The 20,393-nt window shown below is 36.5% G+C and carries 20 protein-coding genes; 18 read left to right on the top strand and 2 right to left on the bottom strand.

The window, feature by feature from the left end; all coding sequences use genetic code 11:
• Positions 1-130 precede the first annotated feature (130 nt).
• The 16 genes from rpsT (at position 131) to ACSAMO_RS01760 (ending at position 16,384) form a co-directional block, all read left to right on the top strand.
• On the top strand, positions 131-394 hold the full coding sequence (rpsT, locus tag ACSAMO_RS01835; protein ID WP_117965903.1) for a 30S ribosomal protein S20: 264 nt from the start codon (positions 131-133) through the stop codon (positions 392-394).
• A 63-nt stretch (positions 395-457) separates the two neighbouring features.
• Positions 458-1,342, top strand: a complete 885-nt coding sequence (locus ACSAMO_RS01830) for a helix-turn-helix transcriptional regulator (protein WP_499209690.1) — start codon at positions 458-460, stop codon at positions 1,340-1,342.
• Positions 1,343-1,408: 66 nt separating this feature from the next.
• Positions 1,409-1,849 carry a GyrI-like domain-containing protein gene (locus ACSAMO_RS01825; RefSeq protein WP_499209689.1) on the top strand — a complete coding sequence of 147 codons (441 nt, stop codon included), beginning with the start codon at positions 1,409-1,411 and terminating at the stop codon, positions 1,847-1,849.
• 71 nt (positions 1,850-1,920) lie between these two features.
• Positions 1,921-2,967, top strand: a complete 1,047-nt coding sequence (locus ACSAMO_RS01820; protein ID WP_499209688.1) for an aldose epimerase family protein — start codon at positions 1,921-1,923, stop codon at positions 2,965-2,967.
• Positions 2,968-3,071: 104 nt separating this feature from the next.
• Positions 3,072-4,355, top strand: a complete 1,284-nt coding sequence (locus ACSAMO_RS01815; protein WP_118445677.1) for an aspartate aminotransferase type Ic — start codon at positions 3,072-3,074, stop codon at positions 4,353-4,355.
• Positions 4,356-4,501: 146 nt separating this feature from the next.
• Complete coding sequence (locus ACSAMO_RS01810) at positions 4,502-5,239, top strand: ABC transporter ATP-binding protein (RefSeq protein WP_022229503.1); 738 nt, start codon at positions 4,502-4,504, stop codon at positions 5,237-5,239.
• Positions 5,239-6,165, top strand: coding sequence for a SufB/SufD family protein (locus ACSAMO_RS01805; protein ID WP_118445678.1), 927 nt, complete (start codon positions 5,239-5,241; stop codon positions 6,163-6,165). The genes ACSAMO_RS01810 and ACSAMO_RS01805 overlap by 1 nt, the downstream gene beginning before the upstream one ends.
• 68 nt (positions 6,166-6,233) lie before the next feature.
• Entirely contained in the window at positions 6,234-7,580 is a 1,347-nt protein-coding gene (locus ACSAMO_RS01800) for an MATE family efflux transporter (RefSeq protein WP_499209687.1), read from the top strand.
• Positions 7,581-7,627: 47 nt separating this feature from the next.
• On the top strand, positions 7,628-7,942 hold the full coding sequence (locus tag ACSAMO_RS01795) for a sigma-70 family RNA polymerase sigma factor (protein WP_118445679.1): 315 nt from the start codon (positions 7,628-7,630) through the stop codon (positions 7,940-7,942).
• Positions 7,884-8,300 carry a hypothetical protein gene (locus ACSAMO_RS01790; protein WP_147364909.1) on the top strand — a complete coding sequence of 139 codons (417 nt, stop codon included), beginning with the start codon at positions 7,884-7,886 and terminating at the stop codon, positions 8,298-8,300. The genes ACSAMO_RS01795 and ACSAMO_RS01790 overlap by 59 nt, the downstream gene beginning before the upstream one ends.
• Before the next feature lie 3 nt (positions 8,301-8,303).
• Entirely contained in the window at positions 8,304-9,977 is a 1,674-nt protein-coding gene (locus ACSAMO_RS01785) for an anti-sigma factor domain-containing protein (protein ID WP_499209686.1), read from the top strand.
• A 118-nt stretch (positions 9,978-10,095) separates the two neighbouring features.
• Positions 10,096-12,846 carry a carbohydrate-binding domain-containing protein gene (locus ACSAMO_RS01780; RefSeq protein ID WP_499209685.1) on the top strand — a complete coding sequence of 917 codons (2,751 nt, stop codon included), beginning with the start codon at positions 10,096-10,098 and terminating at the stop codon, positions 12,844-12,846.
• 141 nt (positions 12,847-12,987) lie between these two features.
• The gene (locus ACSAMO_RS01775; protein ID WP_499209684.1) at positions 12,988-14,220 is read left to right on the top strand and encodes a copper amine oxidase N-terminal domain-containing protein; all 1,233 of its coding nucleotides are present in this window, start codon (positions 12,988-12,990) and stop codon (positions 14,218-14,220) included.
• A gap of 10 nt (positions 14,221-14,230) precedes the next feature.
• A complete protein-coding gene (locus ACSAMO_RS01770; RefSeq protein WP_499209683.1) occupies positions 14,231-15,514 on the top strand; it encodes a copper amine oxidase N-terminal domain-containing protein in 1,284 nt (427 codons plus the stop codon).
• A gap of 61 nt (positions 15,515-15,575) precedes the next feature.
• Positions 15,576-15,803, top strand: coding sequence for an AraC family ligand binding domain-containing protein (locus tag ACSAMO_RS01765; protein ID WP_147514962.1), 228 nt, complete (start codon positions 15,576-15,578; stop codon positions 15,801-15,803).
• Positions 15,794-16,384 carry a hypothetical protein gene (locus ACSAMO_RS01760; protein WP_499209682.1) on the top strand — a complete coding sequence of 197 codons (591 nt, stop codon included), beginning with the start codon at positions 15,794-15,796 and terminating at the stop codon, positions 16,382-16,384. The genes ACSAMO_RS01765 and ACSAMO_RS01760 overlap by 10 nt, the downstream gene beginning before the upstream one ends.
• Before the next feature lie 137 nt (positions 16,385-16,521).
• On the opposite strand, the gene ACSAMO_RS01755 is transcribed toward ACSAMO_RS01760, so the two are convergent.
• Complete coding sequence (locus tag ACSAMO_RS01755) at positions 16,522-16,941, bottom strand: helix-turn-helix domain-containing protein (protein ID WP_499209681.1); 420 nt, start codon at positions 16,939-16,941, stop codon at positions 16,522-16,524.
• A gap of 78 nt (positions 16,942-17,019) precedes the next feature.
• On the opposite strand from ACSAMO_RS01755, the gene ACSAMO_RS01750 reads away from it, so the two are divergent.
• Positions 17,020-18,699 carry a protein kinase domain-containing protein gene (locus ACSAMO_RS01750; RefSeq protein WP_499209680.1) on the top strand — a complete coding sequence of 560 codons (1,680 nt, stop codon included), beginning with the start codon at positions 17,020-17,022 and terminating at the stop codon, positions 18,697-18,699.
• 76 nt (positions 18,700-18,775) lie between these two features.
• Here the strand turns inward: ACSAMO_RS01750 and ACSAMO_RS01745 are convergent, their stop codons facing one another.
• The gene (locus tag ACSAMO_RS01745; protein WP_022229868.1) at positions 18,776-19,111 is read right to left on the bottom strand and encodes a helix-turn-helix domain-containing protein; all 336 of its coding nucleotides are present in this window, start codon (positions 19,109-19,111) and stop codon (positions 18,776-18,778) included.
• Between the two features lie 132 nt (positions 19,112-19,243).
• Here ACSAMO_RS01745 and ACSAMO_RS01740 point away from each other — a divergent pair, with 132 nt between their 5' ends.
• Positions 19,244-20,386 (top strand): zinc ribbon domain-containing protein, encoded by a 1,143-nt coding sequence (locus tag ACSAMO_RS01740; RefSeq protein WP_499209679.1) that lies wholly within the window; start codon positions 19,244-19,246, stop codon positions 20,384-20,386.
• The last annotated feature ends 7 nt before the right edge of the window (positions 20,387-20,393 follow it).

Below are 20,393 nucleotides of genomic sequence, written 5' to 3'. Positions count from 1 at the left end.
TGAAAAAACAATGTTTTTTGGTTAAAATAGATAAAACGTTAAAAAATAATAAAAAAAAGCTTGCAATTCTCTCTGCGATGATGTATAATATTACGGTATTATAGATTAAATTTCGTGGAGGTGTAAAAAAGTGCCAAACATTAAATCAGCTAAAAAAAGAGTAAGAGTTACAGAAAAGAAGACTCTTATCAACATGGCTCACAAGACTGCTCTAAAGACAGCTATCAAAAAGTTTGAAGCTGCTGCAAAGGCAGGCAACAAGGAAGAAGCTCAACAGCTTTTCAACGAAGCTGCAAAGAAGCTTGACCAAAGTGTAAACCGCGGTATTCTTCACAAGAACAACGCTGCAAGAAAGAAGTCACAGCTTGCTCTTAAACTTGCAAAACTTGCGTAAAAGTCATTTAAAGGAGTTACAATTTTGTAGCTCCTTTTTTTGTACATAGATAAAGGTGAAATTATGCAAATTAACAGATTATTTGAAATTATATACATATTGCTTGACAAAAAGACCGTAACGGCTAATGAATTGGCAAAGAAATTTGAAGTATCAAGCCGTACGATTTATCGTGACATTGAAATCCTGTCGGGTGCCGGAATACCGATTTACACCACCAAGGGCAAAGGTGGCGGAATATCTATTCTTGATAATTTTATACTGGACAAGTCGGTTATATCAAAGGAAGAACAAAGTGCGATAATAACGGCACTTACTGCTATGTCAGTGTTGCCGAATGTTAAAAAAACAGGCATTGCGGATAAAATGTCATTACTTTTTAAATCTAACGACAGTTCATGGATTGACGTTGACTTTTCGGATTGGAATGTGGAACAAAAGAATTTTTTCGATAAAATAAGAGATTCGATAATTGAACGATTTGCACTGAAGCTGAAGTATATAAACAGTAACGGCGAAATTTCCGAGCGTATTGCAGAGCCGCTTAAACTGTATTTTAAAAGTAAATCGTGGTATCTTATCGCATATTGCAGAAAAGCCGATGATTACAGAATGTTTAGGTTGTCACGAATAAGGGATGTTGAAGTGACAAACGAACATTTTGAACGTGAAATGTGTGAATATAAATATGATAATGACGATGAAAATATTTGTGTTAATGTAAAATTGAAAATAAGCAAAAATGCCGAATACCGTGTTTATGACGAATTTCAAGACGCAGAAAAAACAGCGGACGGCGATTTTATTGTGAATATGTCATATCCCGAAAATGAATGGCTTTACGGCTATATAATGTCGTTTGGGGAGTATGCGGAAGTGCTTGAACCAACATACATAAGAGATATAATTAAAACGAAAATAGAGAAAATGATAAACAATTATTTATAATATGACATAACGATGTCATATTAGGTGTGTTATACTTCTTGTATCAAGTTAAAGGAGGATAACAAAATGGAATATGAAATTGTAAATCTCGAAGAAAAGAAAGCGGTGGGCATATCAGCCGTAACCAACAACAAATCACCTGAAATGCCGAAGATTATCGGTGGTTTATGGGACGAATTTTATAAAAAGGTCTACGGTGAGATTAACGACAAAACGAATAACAAATCAATCGGTATGTATCATAAGTATCAGCCAAACGGTGACTATACCGTTTCAATATGTGCGGAGGTGAACAGCACAAATCAGAATTACGAAGTGATTACAATACCAAGCGGAAAATATGCTAAATTTATTGTAAAAGGCAACGTTGTTACGGCGGTGCAGGAATTTTGGCAAAAGGTTTGGAATATGAACCTTGACCGTTCGTTTGTGTGTGACTTTGAAGAATACCAAGCAGGTGACGATATGGATAATATGGAGATACATATGTACATTTCTCTTAAATAAATAGATTGACAATTCCTTGTGATGATGATAAAATTTTCACAAGGAATTTTTTTATTGAGAGGATGAAAATAATGGCTATAACAAAAGAATTGTTCGGAACATTGCCAAACGGACAGGATATAACCGCATATTTACTTGATAACGGCAACGGAGTAAGTGCGAGAATTTTAAATTACGGCGGTATTGTCAGAAATCTTTATGTAGAGGACAAGAACGGTGTTAAAACCGACGTTGTGCTTGGACGCGAAACGATGGAAGATTATCTAAATAACGACGGTTTTCTTGGCGCACTTATCGGCAGACACGCAAACAGAATTGCAGGCGGCGAATTTGAGCTTAACGGTACAAAATATAATGTAGGACTTAATGAGGGCAAGAACAGCTTGCACGGCGGAATAAACGGCTTTGATAAAAAGGTTTGGAGTGCGGAAGAAGTTGACGGGGAAGAACCGTCATTGAAACTTTCAATCGTGTCAGAGGACGGTGAGGAAGGTTTTCCGGGAACACTTAAAGTAACTGTTACATATACTCTAACAAAGGGAAATGCACTGAAAATTAATTACAGTTCGGTGACAGACAAGGATACAGTGGTGAATCTTACAAATCATTCTTATTTCAATCTTGCGGGACACGCAAGCGGTACAATCGATAATCAGATACTTCAAATCAATTCGGAATTTTATACACCGAACGACAGTGAATGTATGCCGACAGGCGAAGTACTTTCTGTTATGGGTACGCCGTTCGATTTCAGAGCACCAAAGCCGATAGGACAGGATATAAACGCAGATTTTGAACAAATAGAAATGTTCGGCGGTTATGACCACAATTTTGCGATTTCGGGCAGAGGTTACAGACTTTGTGCCATTGCAAAGTGCCTTGAAAACGGCATAACAATGGAAGTGTATACAGATAAACCGGGTGTTCAGTTATATACATCAAACGGACTTCCGGAGGGGATATATAAAGAAGGTGCAAAATACAGTACACATCAGGCATTTTGTCTTGAAACGCAGTATTTCCCAAACGGTATGAAGAACAGTCACTTTATTGCTCCTATTTTAAAGGTCGGCGATGAATATAATTTTACAACAGAGTACAAATTTATTGTAAAGTAACAGATATTAAAGTAGGCTTTTTGCGTTATTTGTAACATTTTTAATTGACTGATTATACAGTGTGTGGTATAATAAAACAAAGTGGAATGTTTTAAGGAGGGTTTTTGATGTCATACAAAGAAATGACTAAAGAAGAATTACAGGAAATCCGCAAAGAAGTTGCGGCAAAATATGATGAGCTAAAGGCTAAGGGTTTAAAACTTGATATGTCAAGAGGTAAGCCGAATACCGAACAGCTTGATATTTCTATGGGAATGATTGATACACTTACCGACTACAATCTTGTAGGTGAACAAGGCGTTGACTGTCGTAACTACGGTGTGCTTGACGGTATAATTGAGGCTAAAAGACTTCTAAGTGCAATGATTGAATGTCCCGTAGACAATATTATAATTTACGGTAATTCAAGTCTTAATGTTATGTATGACACAGTTGCCCGTTCAATGACGCACGGTGTTATGGGCTCAACTCCATGGGCAAAGCTTGATAAAGTTAAGTTCTTGTGTCCTGTACCGGGATATGACAGACATTTTGCAATTACAGAATTTTTCGGTATTGAAATGATTAATATTCCTATGACTGAGGACGGACCTGATATGGATATGGTTGAGGACCTTGTTTCAAAGGATGAGGCAATCAAGGGTATTTGGTGTGTACCGAAGTATTCAAATCCTATGGGTATAACATATTCTGATGAAACAGTAAGACGTTTTGCAAATCTAAAGCCGGCGGCTGAGGATTTCAGAATTTATTGGGATAACGCATACTGCATACATCATCTATATGAGGACCACCAAGACCACATTCTTGAAATTCTTGAAGAATGTGAAAAAGCAGGTAATCCTGATATGGTATTTAAGTTCTGTTCAACATCAAAGGTTACATTCCCGGGTTCGGGTATAGCCGCTATTTCAGCGTCAAAGGCTAACCTTGACTTTATTAAAAAGCAGATGTCGGTACAGACTATCGGTCATGATAAACTTAACCAACTTCGTCATGCAAGATTTTTCGGTGACTTCAACGGTATGCTTGAGCATATGAAAAAGCACGCAGATATTATAAGACCTAAGTTTGAAGCTGTGCTTGAGATGCTTGACAAGGAACTTGGAGATTTAGGCATAGCAAAATGGACAAAGCCAAACGGCGGTTACTTTATCGGTTTCGATACAATGGATGGTTGTGCTAAAAAGGTTGTTGCTATGTGTAAAGACGCAGGCGTTGTTATGACTCCGGCAGGTGCAACATATCCGTACGGAAAAGACCCTCACGATTCAAATATTCGTATTGCACCGACATTCCCATCAACAGAAGAATTAAAGCAGGCATGTGAAATTTTCGTTACTTGCGTAAAACTTGTAAGCCTTGATAAAATTCTTGAAACAAAGTAATTAATTAATGATTAAATGAGCGTTTACGGAACGCTCATTTTTTGTTAGATAAAATTGACAACGGTATTGTTTTATGATAAAATTATAATTCAATGAATATTATGTTATCATAACTAATGATAAACAGTCGAAAGGAGCATTGAAAAGTGCTTGAACTTAAAAATATAAGTTGGGAAATTCCTGATGGAGATAAAATTTTAAAGGGTATAGATTTAGAAATACCTGACGGCAAAATGACCGTTATAACAGGTCCGAACGGTGGCGGTAAAACTTCTCTTGCAAAGATTATCGCAGGACTCGAAGTGCCTAATTCGGGTGAAATTTTGCTTGACGGTGAGAATATAACCGATTGGGATATTACAAAACGTGCAAAAAACGGCATTGCATACGCATTTCAACAGCCTGTGCGTTTTAAGGGCGTTACAGTAAGAGATTTGCTTAATCTTGCGGCAGAGAGAACATTGTCCGAAAGAGAGATATGCTCCGTACTCGGTGAAGTCGGTCTTTGTGCAAGAGATTATATTGAAAGAGATGTTGACGCAAGTCTTTCGGGTGGTGAAAGCAAAAGAATTGAGATTGCTACCGTTTTATCGCGTGAAAATGCGAAGATACTTGTATTTGACGAGCCTGAGGCAGGTATTGACCTTTGGAGCTTTACAAGTCTTATTGACGCGTTCCAAAAACTTAAAAACGAAAGCGGAAAATCCTTGCTTGTAATATCGCACCAAGAACGTATACTTGAAATTGCGGACTATATAGTTGTGATTGCGGACGGTAATGTTCGTGCATTTGGTGAGGGTAAAGATGTTCTTCCTCAACTTTTGAAAGAAGAAAAAGAGTCAAAGTGTCCTCTCGGTAAGGATAAGAAAGGAGAGAACAACTGATGAATGAAATAACAAGAGAATTTTTGAAAATCGTTTCCGACATTCAAGGCAACGAACTTGAAACGGCGGCATTTAACATTCGTGAGGACAGTCAGTGCGCTGGCAGACAATCTACTCCGAATATAAAGATTGATTCAAAAGAGGACGGACCGGGTCTTGTTATACACATAAGCAAAAATGCACAAAAGGAAACAGTTTATATACCGGCTTGCGTTACACATGGTGATGTAGACGACCTTGTATATAATGATTTTTATGTTGAGTCAGGTGCAGACGTTATTATTGTTGCCGGTTGCGGTGTGCATACATCAGACGGTCACGATGCACGACATAACGGAATACACCGTTTCTTTATCGGTAAAGGTGCACACATTTTGTATAAAGAAAAACATATCGGAACAGGTAAGGGTGTCGGAAAAAGAACGATTGATCCTGTAACAGATGCATATCTTGAAGACGATGCCGTACTTGAAATGGATACAATTCAGCTTAGCGGTGTTGATTCAACTGTAAGAAAAACATCGGGTAAACTCGGTGCAAGAGCAAAGCTTATCATACACGAAAGAATTATGACAGACGGTGATGAAAAGGCTAAAACTGAATTTGAGGTTGAACTTAACGGTGAAGATTCTGGTGTTGATTTGGTGTCACGTTCGGTTGCAAAAGGCAATTCGTATCAGGAATATCATTCGACAATAAAGGGTAACTGCCGTTGTACGGGACATTCCGAATGTGACGCAATACTTGTCGGAAACGGTAAGGTTAACGCCGCACCGGCTTTATTTGCAGGCGATATTGACGCGTCACTTATACATGAGGCGGCAATCGGAAAAATCGCAGGAGAACAGCTTATAAAATTGCAGACTCTTGGCCTTACTTCGGAAGAGGCGGAGGCAAAGATTATCGAAGGCTTTTTGCGTGGTTAAATCACGAAATACACTATTCGTAAGAATAGTGTATTTTCGTATGAAATTATTAGGAAGAAGTGGTCATCTTGAGGCAAATTCCTCAAAATTATTTGTTTAGTAAAATTGATTTAAAAAAACTTATTGTACCGCTTGTAATAGAACAATTTTTGACTATTGCTGTTGGTCTTATAGATTCAATGATGGTTGCGAGTGTCGGAGAATCGGCGGTATCGGCAATATCGCTTGTTGATACTGTAAACATACTTATTATAAACATATTTACGGCACTTGCAACAGGCGGAGCTGTCGTTGCAGGGCAGTATATAGGAATGAAACAGGAGCATAATTCATGCAAAGCAGCGAACCAAACGCTTATATTTACAACGCTTATTGCACTGTTTGTAATGATTATCGTGTATGTGCTGAAAAATTTTATACTTCATACCGTTTTCGGACAGATTGAAGATGATGTTGCAAATTATGCAAATACATATTTGCTCATAGTGTCGGCGTCAATTCCGTTTATCGGAATGTATAACGCGGGTGCGGCTATATTCCGTGCAATGGGAAATTCAAAGGTTTCAATGAACACATCGCTTATTATGAATCTTGTAAACATAGTCGGTAATGCTATACTTATTTACGGTTTTCATATGGAAATTGCCGGTGCGGCAATACCAACGCTTATATCAAGAATAGTTGCGGCGGTTGTGATTGTTGTAAGACTAGGAAATCAAGATTTACAGATACATATTGACCGACCGTTTAAGCTGAAATTCGATTGGCGAATGATTAAAAAGATACTTAGAATAGGAATACCGAATTCGCTTGAAAACTCAATGTTTCAGCTTGGTAAAATATTGGTGCTTACAATAGTAACGGCATTTGGCACAAGAGCTATAACCGCAAATGCGGTATCAAACACAATAGCAATGTTTCAGATACTGCCGGGGATGGCGATATGTCAGGCTATATTAACCGTATCAAGTCAGTGTGTCGGTGCAAACGACTATAAACAGCTTGATTTTTACATAAAGCGACTTATGAAAACGATATATGTGTTTGTCGTTGCAATAAATGTAGTTGTGGTTGCGATACTTCCGCTTATATTAAAAGCGTACAACTTATCAAGTGAAACAACCGAGATCGCAAAACAAATTATATGGTATCACGCAATCTGTACTTGTACGATATGGCCGCTTTCGTTTGCATTGCCTAATTCACTTCGTGCCGCAAATGACGTAATGTTTACAATGATAGTTGCAATTTTGTCGATGTGGATATTCAGAATAGGTGCAAGCGTGGTAATAGCCAAATGGCTCGGACTTGGTGTACTCGGTGTATGGATTGCAATGACGATTGATTGGTTTGTCAGAGCAATTATATTTGTAATACGATACAAATATAAAATAAAAAGTAAATGCAAGATTTAAAACTACCCCATTTTTTATGAAAGAGAATACGAATAATATATTGAAAGATGAAGTTAGAAGAAAGAGTGGCAGAAGCTACAAATGATAAAAAACTGAAAAATGATTTAATCGGTGAATACCAAAATTTCATCTTGGCAGCTGCAAGCAAGGTACTTAAAAGAAGTGTTACGACAAGTGATGATGAGTATATCATTGCTATGGTGGCTTTTGGCGACGCGATTGACGGCTATAATGAAAATAAAGGTAATTTTCTCGGCTTTGCAAAGACTGTTATACGAAACAGAATTATTGACAGTATAAGGCGTGAGGCAAAACATAATTCAGTGCCGTTTTCTGCGTTGGAAAAAAAATTCAGACGGTGAAACGATTGAATTTGAAATACATACCGTTGATAAAAGCGATTTGAAGTGGGAAATTGAATCACTTACGGAGGAACTCAGCAATTTTGAAATATCATTTTTTGAACTTGCGGAGGTCAGTCCGAAAAGTCGTAAAACGAAACGGCTTTGTTTTGATGTGGTGAACTATATTATAAACAACAGTGAACTTGTCGATATAATTATGAATAAGCACATATTGCCGATAAAAGAGATTACCGATAATATAAAGCTGAACAGAAAAGCTATCGAACGTCACAGGAAATACATAATAACGGCGGTTATTGCTATAACTCAGGATTATCCTGCCATTGCCGAATATTTCAATATGAGGGAGGTGTGAAATATGAGCGGAGTTATTGTGTCCGTGAAGGGCAGATATGCGGTTTTGCTTACAAAAAACAGCGATTTTATAAAGGTAAAAAACAAAAATTATTCTGTCGGCGATGAAGTGAAAATACCGCAGTATAAGGGGCAAATTCTTGCGGCTGCGGCAAGTTTTATTGTTGTGTGCGGCGGTATAAGTTCATATTTTGTGCCTGCAAAATATATGAGTGTGGATATTAACCCAAGTGTTATGATGACGATTAATATTTACAACAGGGTTATTAATACAAAACCGCTTAATGATGATGCGGAGATATTGCTTTCAAAAACCGATGTAAGCGGTATGAGTGTGTCGGAGAGTATGGACGAACTTATAAAAAAGTCGGAAGAAATCGGATATTTGAATGAGCATAATAAAGATGTTATCGTTGAAGTGGTTGACGGTATAGGCAAAATTAAATTGCCGGATAAAAATTACGGTGATGTAGAGGTTATTATTGAAAATGCCGATAAAGCCGATTTGAAAAATGCAAAAGAAATGGGTGTATCTATTGCAAAAGCAAGAGCTATTGCCGAATATACGAAACAAAATGGCGGCAGTATAGAAGAAAATGTGCATAAACTTGAAAATCAGTCTGTAAAAGAGATTAGAAGAAATCTTGAAAATAAATCGGAAGTCAAAACCGAAAGCAAGACTGAAAATAAAGCAGAAGTTAAACAGGAAAGTATACCTGTTCAAAAATCTGAAAACAAGAATATTTCAAATAGTGTACAAATACTTCAACCGACCGTTCGAACAAAAAACGAAACTGTACCGACAAAAGAAGTACAAGAAGTAAGCAGAGTTACAAATGTAAGACAATCGAAAAATATCGACACAGTAAGTAAAAAGGTTAATACTTTGATTACAGAAGAAAAGTCGAATGATACGATATTTGATAATTCTATAACAAAAACATTGCCTGATTCGATTCAAGAAGAAACTAAAATTACAGATAAGCCACAGGTAAAAAATGATACTGTACCCGAATCTGAAGAGCCTACGGTTAGACCGATACATGAAGATAAGTATAAATCGGACAATCAATGTGAAATAGTTGTTCCGTCGGAAACAGTTAAACCTATAAAAACGACAGAGCCGAAACAAGACGAGCTGAAAGAAGAAATAAAACCACAGACAAGTCACGGCGGTCATACAACATCCGGTAACAGACCTAATAATTCAAATCAAAATCAAGATAAACCGTTGGACAACAATACGGATAAACCTAACGGTGATACGGAAATTAATCCGCCTATACCTGATAATGGCAATAAACAGCCGCCACAGGACAATCCTAATAATCAACCGCCACAACCACAAAATCATGATAAACCGAATGATATATATAAAGACAATACACCGCCACAACCGCAAAGACCGAATTTTGACGGCGGTAATGAACCACCGAATAAACCTTACGAAAATCCACAGCCACCGCCAGACAACGGTAATCTGTCACATGAGCCGAACGGCGGAAATAATCAGTCACCTGATTTTAATGAACCGACAGGTCCGAATAAATCAAATGATTTTGGAGGAAGTAAGAACGATATTCCACCGGAACAGAATGACGGAAATGTTTTTTTACCGCCACCGAGTGAACCGCATGGAAACGGTGAAGATTCAATGCCACATTTTGACGGAGAATAATTTGAAATGCAGAAACAAAAAGTTTCTGCATTTTTTTATAAAAAATTTTCATATTACCCCAAAAATTTCGATATAAATTGCGAATTATATATCAAAACGAAGTTTAGGAGGAATTTTTATGAACAAAGTGCATCGCAAAATTACGGCTTTGCTGACTGCAAGCTTTATGACAGTTATGTCAATGGGTGTTGTGTCGGCGCAAACAGATAATAATGCACAAATTAAAAGCATAGATGCCGAAAACGGAACTGTAACGGTAGATGTTACAAAAAGCGGTAGTTATAAAATATATGCGGCGGTATATAAAGATAAATTATTACAAGGACTTTATACGGTTGACAGTATCACAAGCAGCGGAGTATTTAACTTCGGTAAAGAGATTGAATTTGACGAAGATACCGAAACATTGAAGTGCTTCATATGGGACGGAAGTATGAAACCTGTAGGCGAGATATATAAAGGCGGTGTTTCAGAACCGACAGAAAATCCGAGCACGACACAGACACCAAGTGTAACAAAAATGCCTACTGTAACGGATGGACCAACCACAACAAAAACGCCTGCTGTAAAGGATGAACCGACCACAACAGACGCACCAACTGAAACATATGAGCCAACCGCAACGGAAACACCGAGTGAAACAGCTCAACCGACCACAACAGATACACCAACAACAACGGCCAATCCGACAACATACGGAGCTGTTATAACATTAAGTGATGACGGAATAGCCGTTGACGGAACAGGTGCAACAGCGGAAGGCTCTGTCGTAACCATTTCACAAGCCGGTGAATACACAGTGACAGGTAGCTTGTCAGACGGTCAAATAGCGGTAGCATTGCCTGCAAAATCAGATGAAGTTACTATAAACCTTGAGGGCGTGAATGTAACCTCAACAACAGGTGCACCGTTTGCGGCAACAAAAGGTAAAGTTGACCTTTCGGCTAAAAAAGGCACGACAAATTCATTCACATCAACCGCAACATACAATGAAGAAACAGTCAATGCGTGTGTATACAGTAAAAATGATTTGACGATAAAAGGTAAAGGTACACTTAAGGTAAGCTCAACATATAACAACGCAATCGGCTGTAAGGCTGACGTTACAATAAAGAATTTGACGTTGAACGTAACCGAGGCTGCGAACAACGGTATAAAGGGTAATGATTCGGTAACTGTCGAGAGCGGTAATGTAACTGTAAATTCAAACGGTGACGCGATAAAATCAGACGAAGATCCTGCATATGACGGCGATATATTAGAGGGCGGAACTGTTAAAATCGCAGACGATACAGTTACATTGACAACTGGAACGACCACAAAGGACGGCACAACATCAACAAGTGACGGTATCAAAGCATCAATGCTATGTGATATATCGGGCGGTACAATAAACATCACATCAACAGGCAACGCTATAAAAGCGAACGCGTCAAGCATAGACGAGGACAATCCGACAATCGCAGACGGTGACGGAAGTATTAATATCACAGGCGGTACAATCAATATGTCAGCCGGCGAGGACGGTATAAAGGCAGTAAAGAGCGTTAATGTATCAAACGGCGAAATTACAATTATAAAAGCTAAAGAAGGCATACAGGTAAATGAAGTTACATATGAATCAGACGGAACAACCTTAAAAAAATATATACAGGGAAGTATAGGAATAAGTGGCGGAACATTTAATATAACAAGCAGTGAAGACGGTATTCAGTGCGGTACAGGTAATATCACGATTACAGGCGGAGATATAACGGTTGATTCAAAAATGGATTGTATTCAAGCTGAAAATATTATGAATATCTCTGACGGTACATTTAATTTGAAATCATACGGCGGAGCACCTGCAACGGTATCTTCAAATAATTCATCTACAACAGACAGCTGTAAAGGTGTTAAAGCAGGAAGTCTTGTAAATATCAGTGGCGGTACATTTAATATAAACACATATGATGACGGCATACATTCAAATAACACTGTTCGTATATCGGGCGGTGATATAGATATTGCCGCAGGTGATGACGGTGTACACGGCGACAGCTATTTGTATATAACAGATAATGCGGATATAAACATAACAAAGAGTTATGAGGGTATTGAGGCTGCAAAAATATATGTACAAGGCGGTAAAACGTGTATCGTGTCAACCGATGACGGTGCAAATGCGGCAGGTGATGAGCCGACAGCGGACGCAATTACTCTAAGCAGTGATGATATAGCCGAATTTGCAGGACCGGGCGGTTTTGGCGGCGGAAACCAAGGACCTAACTGGGGCGGTGAGGACAGTTCAAGCTACGGTTATCTTGAAGTTTCAGGAGGTCTGCTTTATATTGAAGCCGAGGGTGATGGATTTGACTCAAACGGTGACGGTGTAATCACTGGCGGTATTGTACTTGTAAACGGTCCTACAAGCGGCGGTAACGGCGTATTTGATGTAGGCGACAATAACAATACTTTGACGATAACAGGCGGTATTGTAATCGGTGCAGGTACATCTGATATGGCGGTCACACCAACGGCGGCAACAAATTCACAGTATTATGTTGTTACGTCTGCTTCAACGTCAGGCGGCGGTGGTTTTGGCGGCGGATTCGGTGGAGGAAGTTTATCAAGTTCAGGATTTTCAACACAGTCAGCCGGAAAGGCATTTAAGCTTACAGATTCAAGCGGTAATGAGATAGTAACTTATGTACCGTCAAAGCAATATTCTTGGGTACTTGTATCAACACCTGAAATGTCAAGCGACACATATACTCTAAACTATGGCGGTTCGGTAACAGGCGGAACGTTCACAAACGGAAACTACGGCTTGGTTACAGACGGAACATATTCGGGTTCAAGCACAATTTCATTGTCAGCTAAACAATAATATATTGATGAAAGAAAGCAGTTCATATAATATGGACTGCTTTTTTGTATGTAAATGTATTATTTTGGTTTACAATTTATGCAACATATGTTATTATAATAGTAAGAAGTGCTACTGCAATGATAAAATGAGGTGAAATATATGAAAAAAATAATTAAGGCAATAACACTATTTTTACTAATAGCTATTTTCGGTGAAGTATCATATGCTGCAGAATACTTAAACAGTGTTGAATTTACTGAAAAGTATATGAATAATGACGTAATGTGGAGTGGCAGAGAATGGATTACAGATACGTATCCACCGAAAATATCGCAAGATGCTACTGAATTTATGAGTGTAGAAGAAAATGAAGACGTCAAGGAAGAACTAAAGAATTATTGTTATAATTATGTGTGGACGGGAAACGATTATTTGGTATATCAAAGCAATCCTGATTATAGGAAATATAATATGCAAAAGTATTTGTACAGACTTTCAGCTGATTTTCAACAAATATTAAATATATACGAAATTCCGAATTGGATAACTCAAATGGCTTTTATAGATGACAAGATTTATATATCAACAAAAAATGTATATCCCAAAAAAGATGGAGATCGAGTTATTGGCATTAGTTCCGATGATTATGGTATTTATTATAGTACAGACTATTTTGAATGGAGAAAACTTGATTTTGAAGGGTGTGATTTAATTGAGTTTAGAAATCAACTGTTTGTTGGTAATAATTTATGTTTTAATGACGATGTGATTAAAATTTTATATGAAACATATTCAGGTTATCCTAAATACAAAGTAGGTCAATATCTTTGTGAAATTGACTATAGAAATGAGTATAAAACTGATAATAATACAGTGTTAGCATTCTCGAATGACGGCATATATTGGGCATATATGATTGTAGATAAGGCAAATATACAAGGAGTATCAGAATTAGGCGATGAAATATTGATACAAAAAGATTATAGAAATTATTATGCTTGCAATAAGGAAGAAGTATTTTCACAACTGCGTGAAAAATTGCCTAATAATCCTGTTTATGTGAAGTTTAACGATGATATTCTCGGCTTTGACGTACCGCCGATTATCGAGGACGGCAGTACGCTTGTACCTATGAGATTTTTGTTCGAGCAAATGGGAGCAGATGTTGAATGGGATAGTGAAACTCAAACAGCAACAGCAACGCTTGATAATAAGGCATTGACATTCTCAATAGATAACGTCAATGCGAGAATAAATAATAAACCCGCTAAAATGGACGTGCCAGCAAGACTTGTAAACGGCAAAACAATGGTACCGCTACGCTTCCTTTCGGAAAATATGGGATATGACGTAGATTGGGACGCCGATAGTAGAACAGCAATGATAAAATGAGGTGAAATATATGAAAAAAATAATTAAGGCAATAACACTATTTGTTATAATAGCTATTTTCAGTGAAGTATCATATGCTGCAGAATACTTAAACAGTGTTGAATTTAACAGAAAACATATGGATGAAAATATAATATGGAGTGGCAAAGAATGGATTACGACTTCATATCCACCGAAAATATCACAAGATGGAACAGATTTTACGGAAGTAGAGGGAAATGAAGAAATACCTAATATAATGAAATTTGGCCAGTTCGGGTATAAGTATGTTTGGACCGGTAGCGATTATTTGGTTTATAAGAAGCATCATGGTTATCTTGATGCTAATCACACAAAATATATGTATAGGCTTTCCGAGGATTTTAATACCATATTGAATACATATCAAATTCCTAATCTTATAAATAATTTGGAATTCATAGATGATAAGATTTTTATAGCAACGGAAAATGTTTTACCTATGTATAGAGTTAACGGTGACCCTTCCAGTGGTATTTTGAAAGCATATAGATTTTCATTTGAAATTTATTATAGCACAGATTGTGTTGAATGGACAAAAGTTGAAAATGACATAATAAAATCATTCTATGGTGATGGTATTAATATGCAAAAGATAAATGATAAATTATTCATTAATCATATGCTATATTCTGACGACAAGCTCATTGATATAAAATATGAAGCACATGAACCTTGTCGTGTAAGTAAAGTAGGTTCATACATTTGTGAAGTGGTGCCTGATAATGAATATAAAACTGAAAACAATACTGTATTAGCATTCTCAAATGATGGTGTATATTGGGCGTATCTTCCTATAGATATAAAGACGAACGTTATACAGAAAGTATTCGAATTAGGAGATGAGATAGTAATAGAAGACTATCGTGACTATTATGTTGGTGATAAGGAAGAAGTATTTTCACAGCTGCGTGAAAAATTGCCTAATAATCCTATTTATGTGAAGTTTAACGGGGATATTCTCGGTTTTGATGAACCGCCGATTATCGAAGATGGCAGCACGCTTGTGCCTATGAGATTTTTGTTCGAGCAAATGGGAGCATATGTTGAATGGGATAGCGAAACTCAGACAGCAACAGCAACGCTTGATAATAAGGCATTGACATTCTCAATAGATAACGTCAATGCGAGAATAAATAATAAACCCGCTAAAATGGACGTGCCAGCAAGACTTGTAAACGGCAAAACAATGGTACCGCTACGTTTCCTTTCGGAAAATATGGAATACGATGTAGATTGGGATGCCGATAGCAGAACGGCGATTGTGAACTCATAATTGCCAACGACAAGAAAATGTGATAATATTAATGTATCATTACACAAAGAGGTAAAAGGATATGAAAAGAACAGCATTTTCTTCACATAACGAGTTATATGTTCAATATTTGAAAAGTGAAAACAAGCACAATATGTCTGTTCAGCATTATCATGATACTTACGAAATATATTTGCAGTTATCGGGCAAAAGGTACTTGTTTTACGACAACACCTGTTACACGTTGGAGCGTGGCGATTTAAGACTTACAAAAGTACACAGTATGCTCATAAATACTATATGCCGATAGAAGAAATTACGGAATATACAGGCTTTTTTTATCAATACAGCGTACGTGAGTGTTTAAAAGCGTATACAACAAACCACCGAGAACATTTAGAAAAAATCAAAGATACTGTAAGGGAATATGCCGAGCTTGAAGGACTTGCGGAAGATGAGGTGAAAGACCAAGAGGATTTTCATGGAGATATTGGTTTAGCACCGGCGGAAACAGCAAAAACGCTCAAAAATCCGAAGTCATTAAAAACGGCAGGATTTATGCCAGAAGAAGATGCTTTGCTTGAAGAAATAATCAGCAAAATAAATGAACGGTTTGACGGTATTTTTTCGGAGGGCGACAGAGTCATCGTTGAAACACTTTACAACAGGGCAAAGGAAAACAAGAAACTAAACCGTCAGGCACAGAAAAATGATGAGGAAGTTTATACAAAGTCGATATTCCCTGAGGTGTTTAAGCAGGTTGCACAGGATTGTTATATAGAACAGATGAAGGCGTTTTCAAAATTGTTTGAGGATAAACGTTTTTATGACACGGTTATGGCAACATTGGCACAGGAAACATACCGTCATTCAAATGACTGTGCCTTATAAAAATATTAAATCGCCACAACAGATATAACGCCTGTAGGACTGAACTTTAAAGCAGTAAAAGCTTATTCAAAAGCACAATTTGATTATATTAAAATTTATATAGTAAAAATCTCCGATGAATAAATATCGGAGATTTTTTATACAAAGGTTATGAGATTATCATTGTTAAGTAAATCGTCACATTCAAATATACTTAAACCGTGCATCAAAGCATAAATTATAATTCCGTCGCGGCGGTCGCGTGAATCAAGAATAGCAAATTTTGCAATACGCAAAAGCAACTGTGTTTCTTCAAAAGTCAAGTGCATACCGAATGAAATCGCAACGAGTGTATCACGTTTTGCATTTCTTTCACCGTTGAAAATTTTATAAACATATTCACCGATACCTGAATTTTTAGCGACTTGTGCAACGGTTATATTTTTTTCGTTCATCAATTCGTTTAAATAGTCAATAAGCGATTGTGATAAAAAATCTTGTTCATGCAAATCAAGAAAAGCCTTTATATCATCGGCATTTTTCAAGCCGTCGAGTAATTCTTGAGTTATGGTTTTCATTGACAATCCTCCTAACATTGTATTATACTTACAGTATAGTATAAATCGACATTATTTGCAAGAGGGGAGTGGACGAATTTGGAAGATTTTGTTTTAGAAAAAGTATTAAAGAATGATGACAGGCAGAAAATCGAAGTGATTTACAATCCGAAAACAAATCAACGATTTATAAAGCGTTCTGTAAATGATGATATTAGATATATCTATAAAATGCTTCAAAAAATCAATAACAATCATATTCCGAAGATATATGATGTGGAATTGACGGATAAAACCGTTGTGATTGAGGAGTTTGTTCAAGGTATAACATTAAATGAATTTATGGAAAATCACTTTGAATTTGCAAAAGGTCAAATAAATTCGATAGCCAAACAGCTTGTATCTGCAATGGAGGCTTTGCATAAGTGCAGTATTATACACAGAGATATAAAGCCAGACAACATAATTATGAACTCTGAAGGACATATTTGGCTGATAGATTATGATATTGCAAGAATTGTAAACAACGAAGTCAGAAAAGATACAACAGTTTTGGGAACGGTCGGATATGCACCTGTCGAGCAATTCGGTATGATGCCTACCGATTATAAAACCGATATATACGCATTCGGTGCAACAATAGAACAGCTTATGAAATATTCGGGCGCGAAAGGCAGACTTTTAGGGATTGCTCAAAAATGCAAACGTCTTGATCCAATGCAAAGATACCAAAGTATCAAACAGCTTAAACGAGCTATGTCAATGCAATTTATTAACGGTGTGACAATCGGTTTGACCATTTTAATTTTGTGCATAGCGGTTGTGAGCTGTGTGTTTGTGATGAATTTAAAGACACATATCGAAAACAGATATGACGATTATATCGGAACGTGGCATAATGACAGCAATGTTTCGCTTGAGGTTTTGAGTGTGGATAATAACATAATGACGTTTAATTTAAAGCAACAGCAGGATAACGGCGGTATATACAGTATAAACAATGTTACGGCTGAGATAAATAATAATACGGTTGATTTTCATACAGACAACACTGACGGAACTCTAAAATTAAACGGTAATGAAATAACTGTCAAAACGACGTCCGATACAAAATCATCAAGTTCAATAAATGCTGATGAGGTTTTGAAAAAAGATATTCAGATGAATGTAAACGGAAACAGAGTTATACTTGAAAATAATCCTGTGCTTATGATTGACGATGAAATATATGTTCCGTATGATACATTCCCGCGTGAGATAAAACTTGACGCATATTATGACAGCGGAACTTGGGCAGGTGACAGCGAAAAGCGAATTACAATAATGAATGACAAGACAATAATATTCTTTTCGTCATTTGATGATATGGATTGGAATTTGTATGTGACGCATGATGAAAATATAAAAACATCGTATCCGTACGAGTATGAGCAAATAACAATATCTTCTTGTCAGCCTGCCGAGATAAACGACACAATATATATTCCTTTGAAAATATTTGCCGAACAATTCGGTGCGGAAGTGGAATATGATAAGGAAAAAAGAACTGTGAACGTTAAGGCAGATACAAGCGGAGAGTGTAAATCGATTAATGATATCTTGTCAATACAGGCTTTCACAAGCGAGCAGGCATACGATATGGCAAAGACGAAGTATGATAATTTGTTGAGTACGGATGGAATGCCGCATTATAATCATAAAGGTAAATATTATATGTTTTTGACCGGAGCGTCTTCAACGGTTGATGTGTATTACAACGGAATGTTGGAAATAAATTAAAATTGGACAAAAAGTACAAGACTTTCTATATGAATACCGATATAATGAAAACGGTAGATATAGAAAGTCTTTTTTGTTACATTTCATCAATATGTTCCGCAAGAATTTTAACGGTTTTGCGAAAAGAATTGTAGGCTGACGGATTTAAAGAACGAGCAACCGAATCCATTTGTTCAAGAAAATTGTCTGATTTGTTTGCCGAGTCTATTAAAAGATAATCTATACTGACATTTAAAACCGTTGCGATACAAAATAATGTATCTAAAGAAAGCTTTCTTGTACCACGTTCGATATGCCCGAGAAAACCTGTGGAAATGTCGCATATTTCTGCCAATTTTTCTTGGGTGTATCCGCGTTCTTTGCGAGTAGATTTAATTTTTTCGCCGAGATTGACGTAATTGATATTGTTCACTGAATCGCCTCCTTTATATTATTTTAATATAATTTGTTGTTCATTGACACAATATACAAGACGTAAACCTTGACAAGTAGACAAAATATGATATAATACTTATAGAATAATTAAAATTAGGGAGGTATAACGATGAGCAAATTTTGCACAAAGTGCGGAAAAGAATTGACTGAGGATACTAAATTTTGCATGAATTGTGGAACTAAAGTTGAAAACGAGGATAGTATCATTCAGAAGACACAAAATAATTTACTGAATGAGCAGACACAAAATTTGAAAGACGAAACGATAAAAGCTGCAAAGAATGTAGTAAATAAATCGCAGGAGTTTTTGCAGAGCGAACAGATGCAGAACGTAAAAAACAGTGTTGTTGAAAAAGCAAAACAGACGCAAGAATATTTGAAAAGTGATGAATTTAAAGCGGTAAAGGACGAAACTGTCAATAAAACAAAAAATGCCGTGAAACGCTTCTTTGAATGTAATATAAATAATAATGATGATTACGTCAAAACAGAAAAGAAACGAAAATCATGTATTTATACAATTATCACATTTATAGCCACTACACTTATATTAATTCCGTTTTATGATAAAGCATTTTGGTTTGATGACGGTGTGCTGAAATTGATACTAAACATATTATCCGTATTGTCGGTAGTAACAAAAGTATTAGTTTTGCCTGTTTGTATTATAGCATTTATAAAATATAATTTTATAAATAAGGAATTAATTAAATATCTTGCATTAAACCCTAATTTAACAAAACAAAGTGCTAATATGAAAAAGTCGGCAATAGTATTGTTTATATCGTTAATCATATGTCTTGTAATGACTCCTGTTATGGATAAAGTAAATACGGTTGCACTACATAAAAATTTAGATGACAATTCAAATACTTCAAGCACAGAAACATCAAGCAGTGCGAATAGCAGTTATAAAGATAATGGCAGTACAGAATATAGTACAAGCAGTGAAACAACGGCTAACAAGTACAAAAAAGATGATGATTTTATAATAGAGTATCTTGAAAAAATTAATTATGGATTTGATTATACAATTGAAGATACAGATGAATATAATAGATACATTATATCGGGAGTAGCAAAAAAAGGATTTGAACACGTTCCTAATCAGTTAATTGTGTATTTAGTATGGATTGACGAAGATGATAATGTTGACGGAAAACAAAAAGAAGCAACAAGAGAAGAACAAAAAACAAGATTGATTTCGGAAATGCACGAAAATCCGCTTTGGAACGCACCACCGCTGCAATAATAGTAGG

The organism is Ructibacterium sp. SJQ-7, assembly GCF_054696575.1.
The sequence above is the reverse complement of the archived record's forward strand: the minus strand, read 5'-3'. Positions and strand labels throughout refer to the sequence as shown.

Excerpts from the sequence above, each read along its gene's own strand:
- ACSAMO_RS01830 (WP_499209690.1), top strand. The coding sequence starts at position 458 with ATGCAAATTAACAGATTATTTGAAATTATATACATATTGCTTGACAAA.
- ACSAMO_RS01825 (WP_499209689.1), top strand. The coding sequence starts at position 1,409 with ATGGAATATGAAATTGTAAATCTCGAAGAAAAGAAAGCGGTGGGCATA.
- ACSAMO_RS01820 (WP_499209688.1), top strand. The coding sequence starts at position 1,921 with ATGGCTATAACAAAAGAATTGTTCGGAACATTGCCAAACGGACAGGAT.
- ACSAMO_RS01805 (WP_118445678.1), top strand. The coding sequence starts at position 5,239 with ATGAATGAAATAACAAGAGAATTTTTGAAAATCGTTTCCGACATTCAA.
- ACSAMO_RS01795 (WP_118445679.1), top strand. The coding sequence starts at position 7,628 with ATGAAGTTAGAAGAAAGAGTGGCAGAAGCTACAAATGATAAAAAACTG.
- ACSAMO_RS01785 (WP_499209686.1), top strand. The coding sequence starts at position 8,304 with ATGAGCGGAGTTATTGTGTCCGTGAAGGGCAGATATGCGGTTTTGCTT.
- ACSAMO_RS01780 (WP_499209685.1), top strand. The coding sequence starts at position 10,096 with ATGAACAAAGTGCATCGCAAAATTACGGCTTTGCTGACTGCAAGCTTT.
- ACSAMO_RS01775 (WP_499209684.1), top strand. The coding sequence starts at position 12,988 with ATGAAAAAAATAATTAAGGCAATAACACTATTTTTACTAATAGCTATT.
- ACSAMO_RS01770 (WP_499209683.1), top strand. The coding sequence starts at position 14,231 with ATGAAAAAAATAATTAAGGCAATAACACTATTTGTTATAATAGCTATT.
- ACSAMO_RS01765 (WP_147514962.1), top strand. The coding sequence starts at position 15,576 with ATGAAAAGAACAGCATTTTCTTCACATAACGAGTTATATGTTCAATAT.
- ACSAMO_RS01760 (WP_499209682.1), top strand. The coding sequence starts at position 15,794 with ATGCCGATAGAAGAAATTACGGAATATACAGGCTTTTTTTATCAATAC.
- ACSAMO_RS01755 (WP_499209681.1), bottom strand. The coding sequence starts at position 16,941 with ATGAAAACCATAACTCAAGAATTACTCGACGGCTTGAAAAATGCCGAT.
- ACSAMO_RS01740 (WP_499209679.1), top strand. The coding sequence starts at position 19,244 with ATGAGCAAATTTTGCACAAAGTGCGGAAAAGAATTGACTGAGGATACT.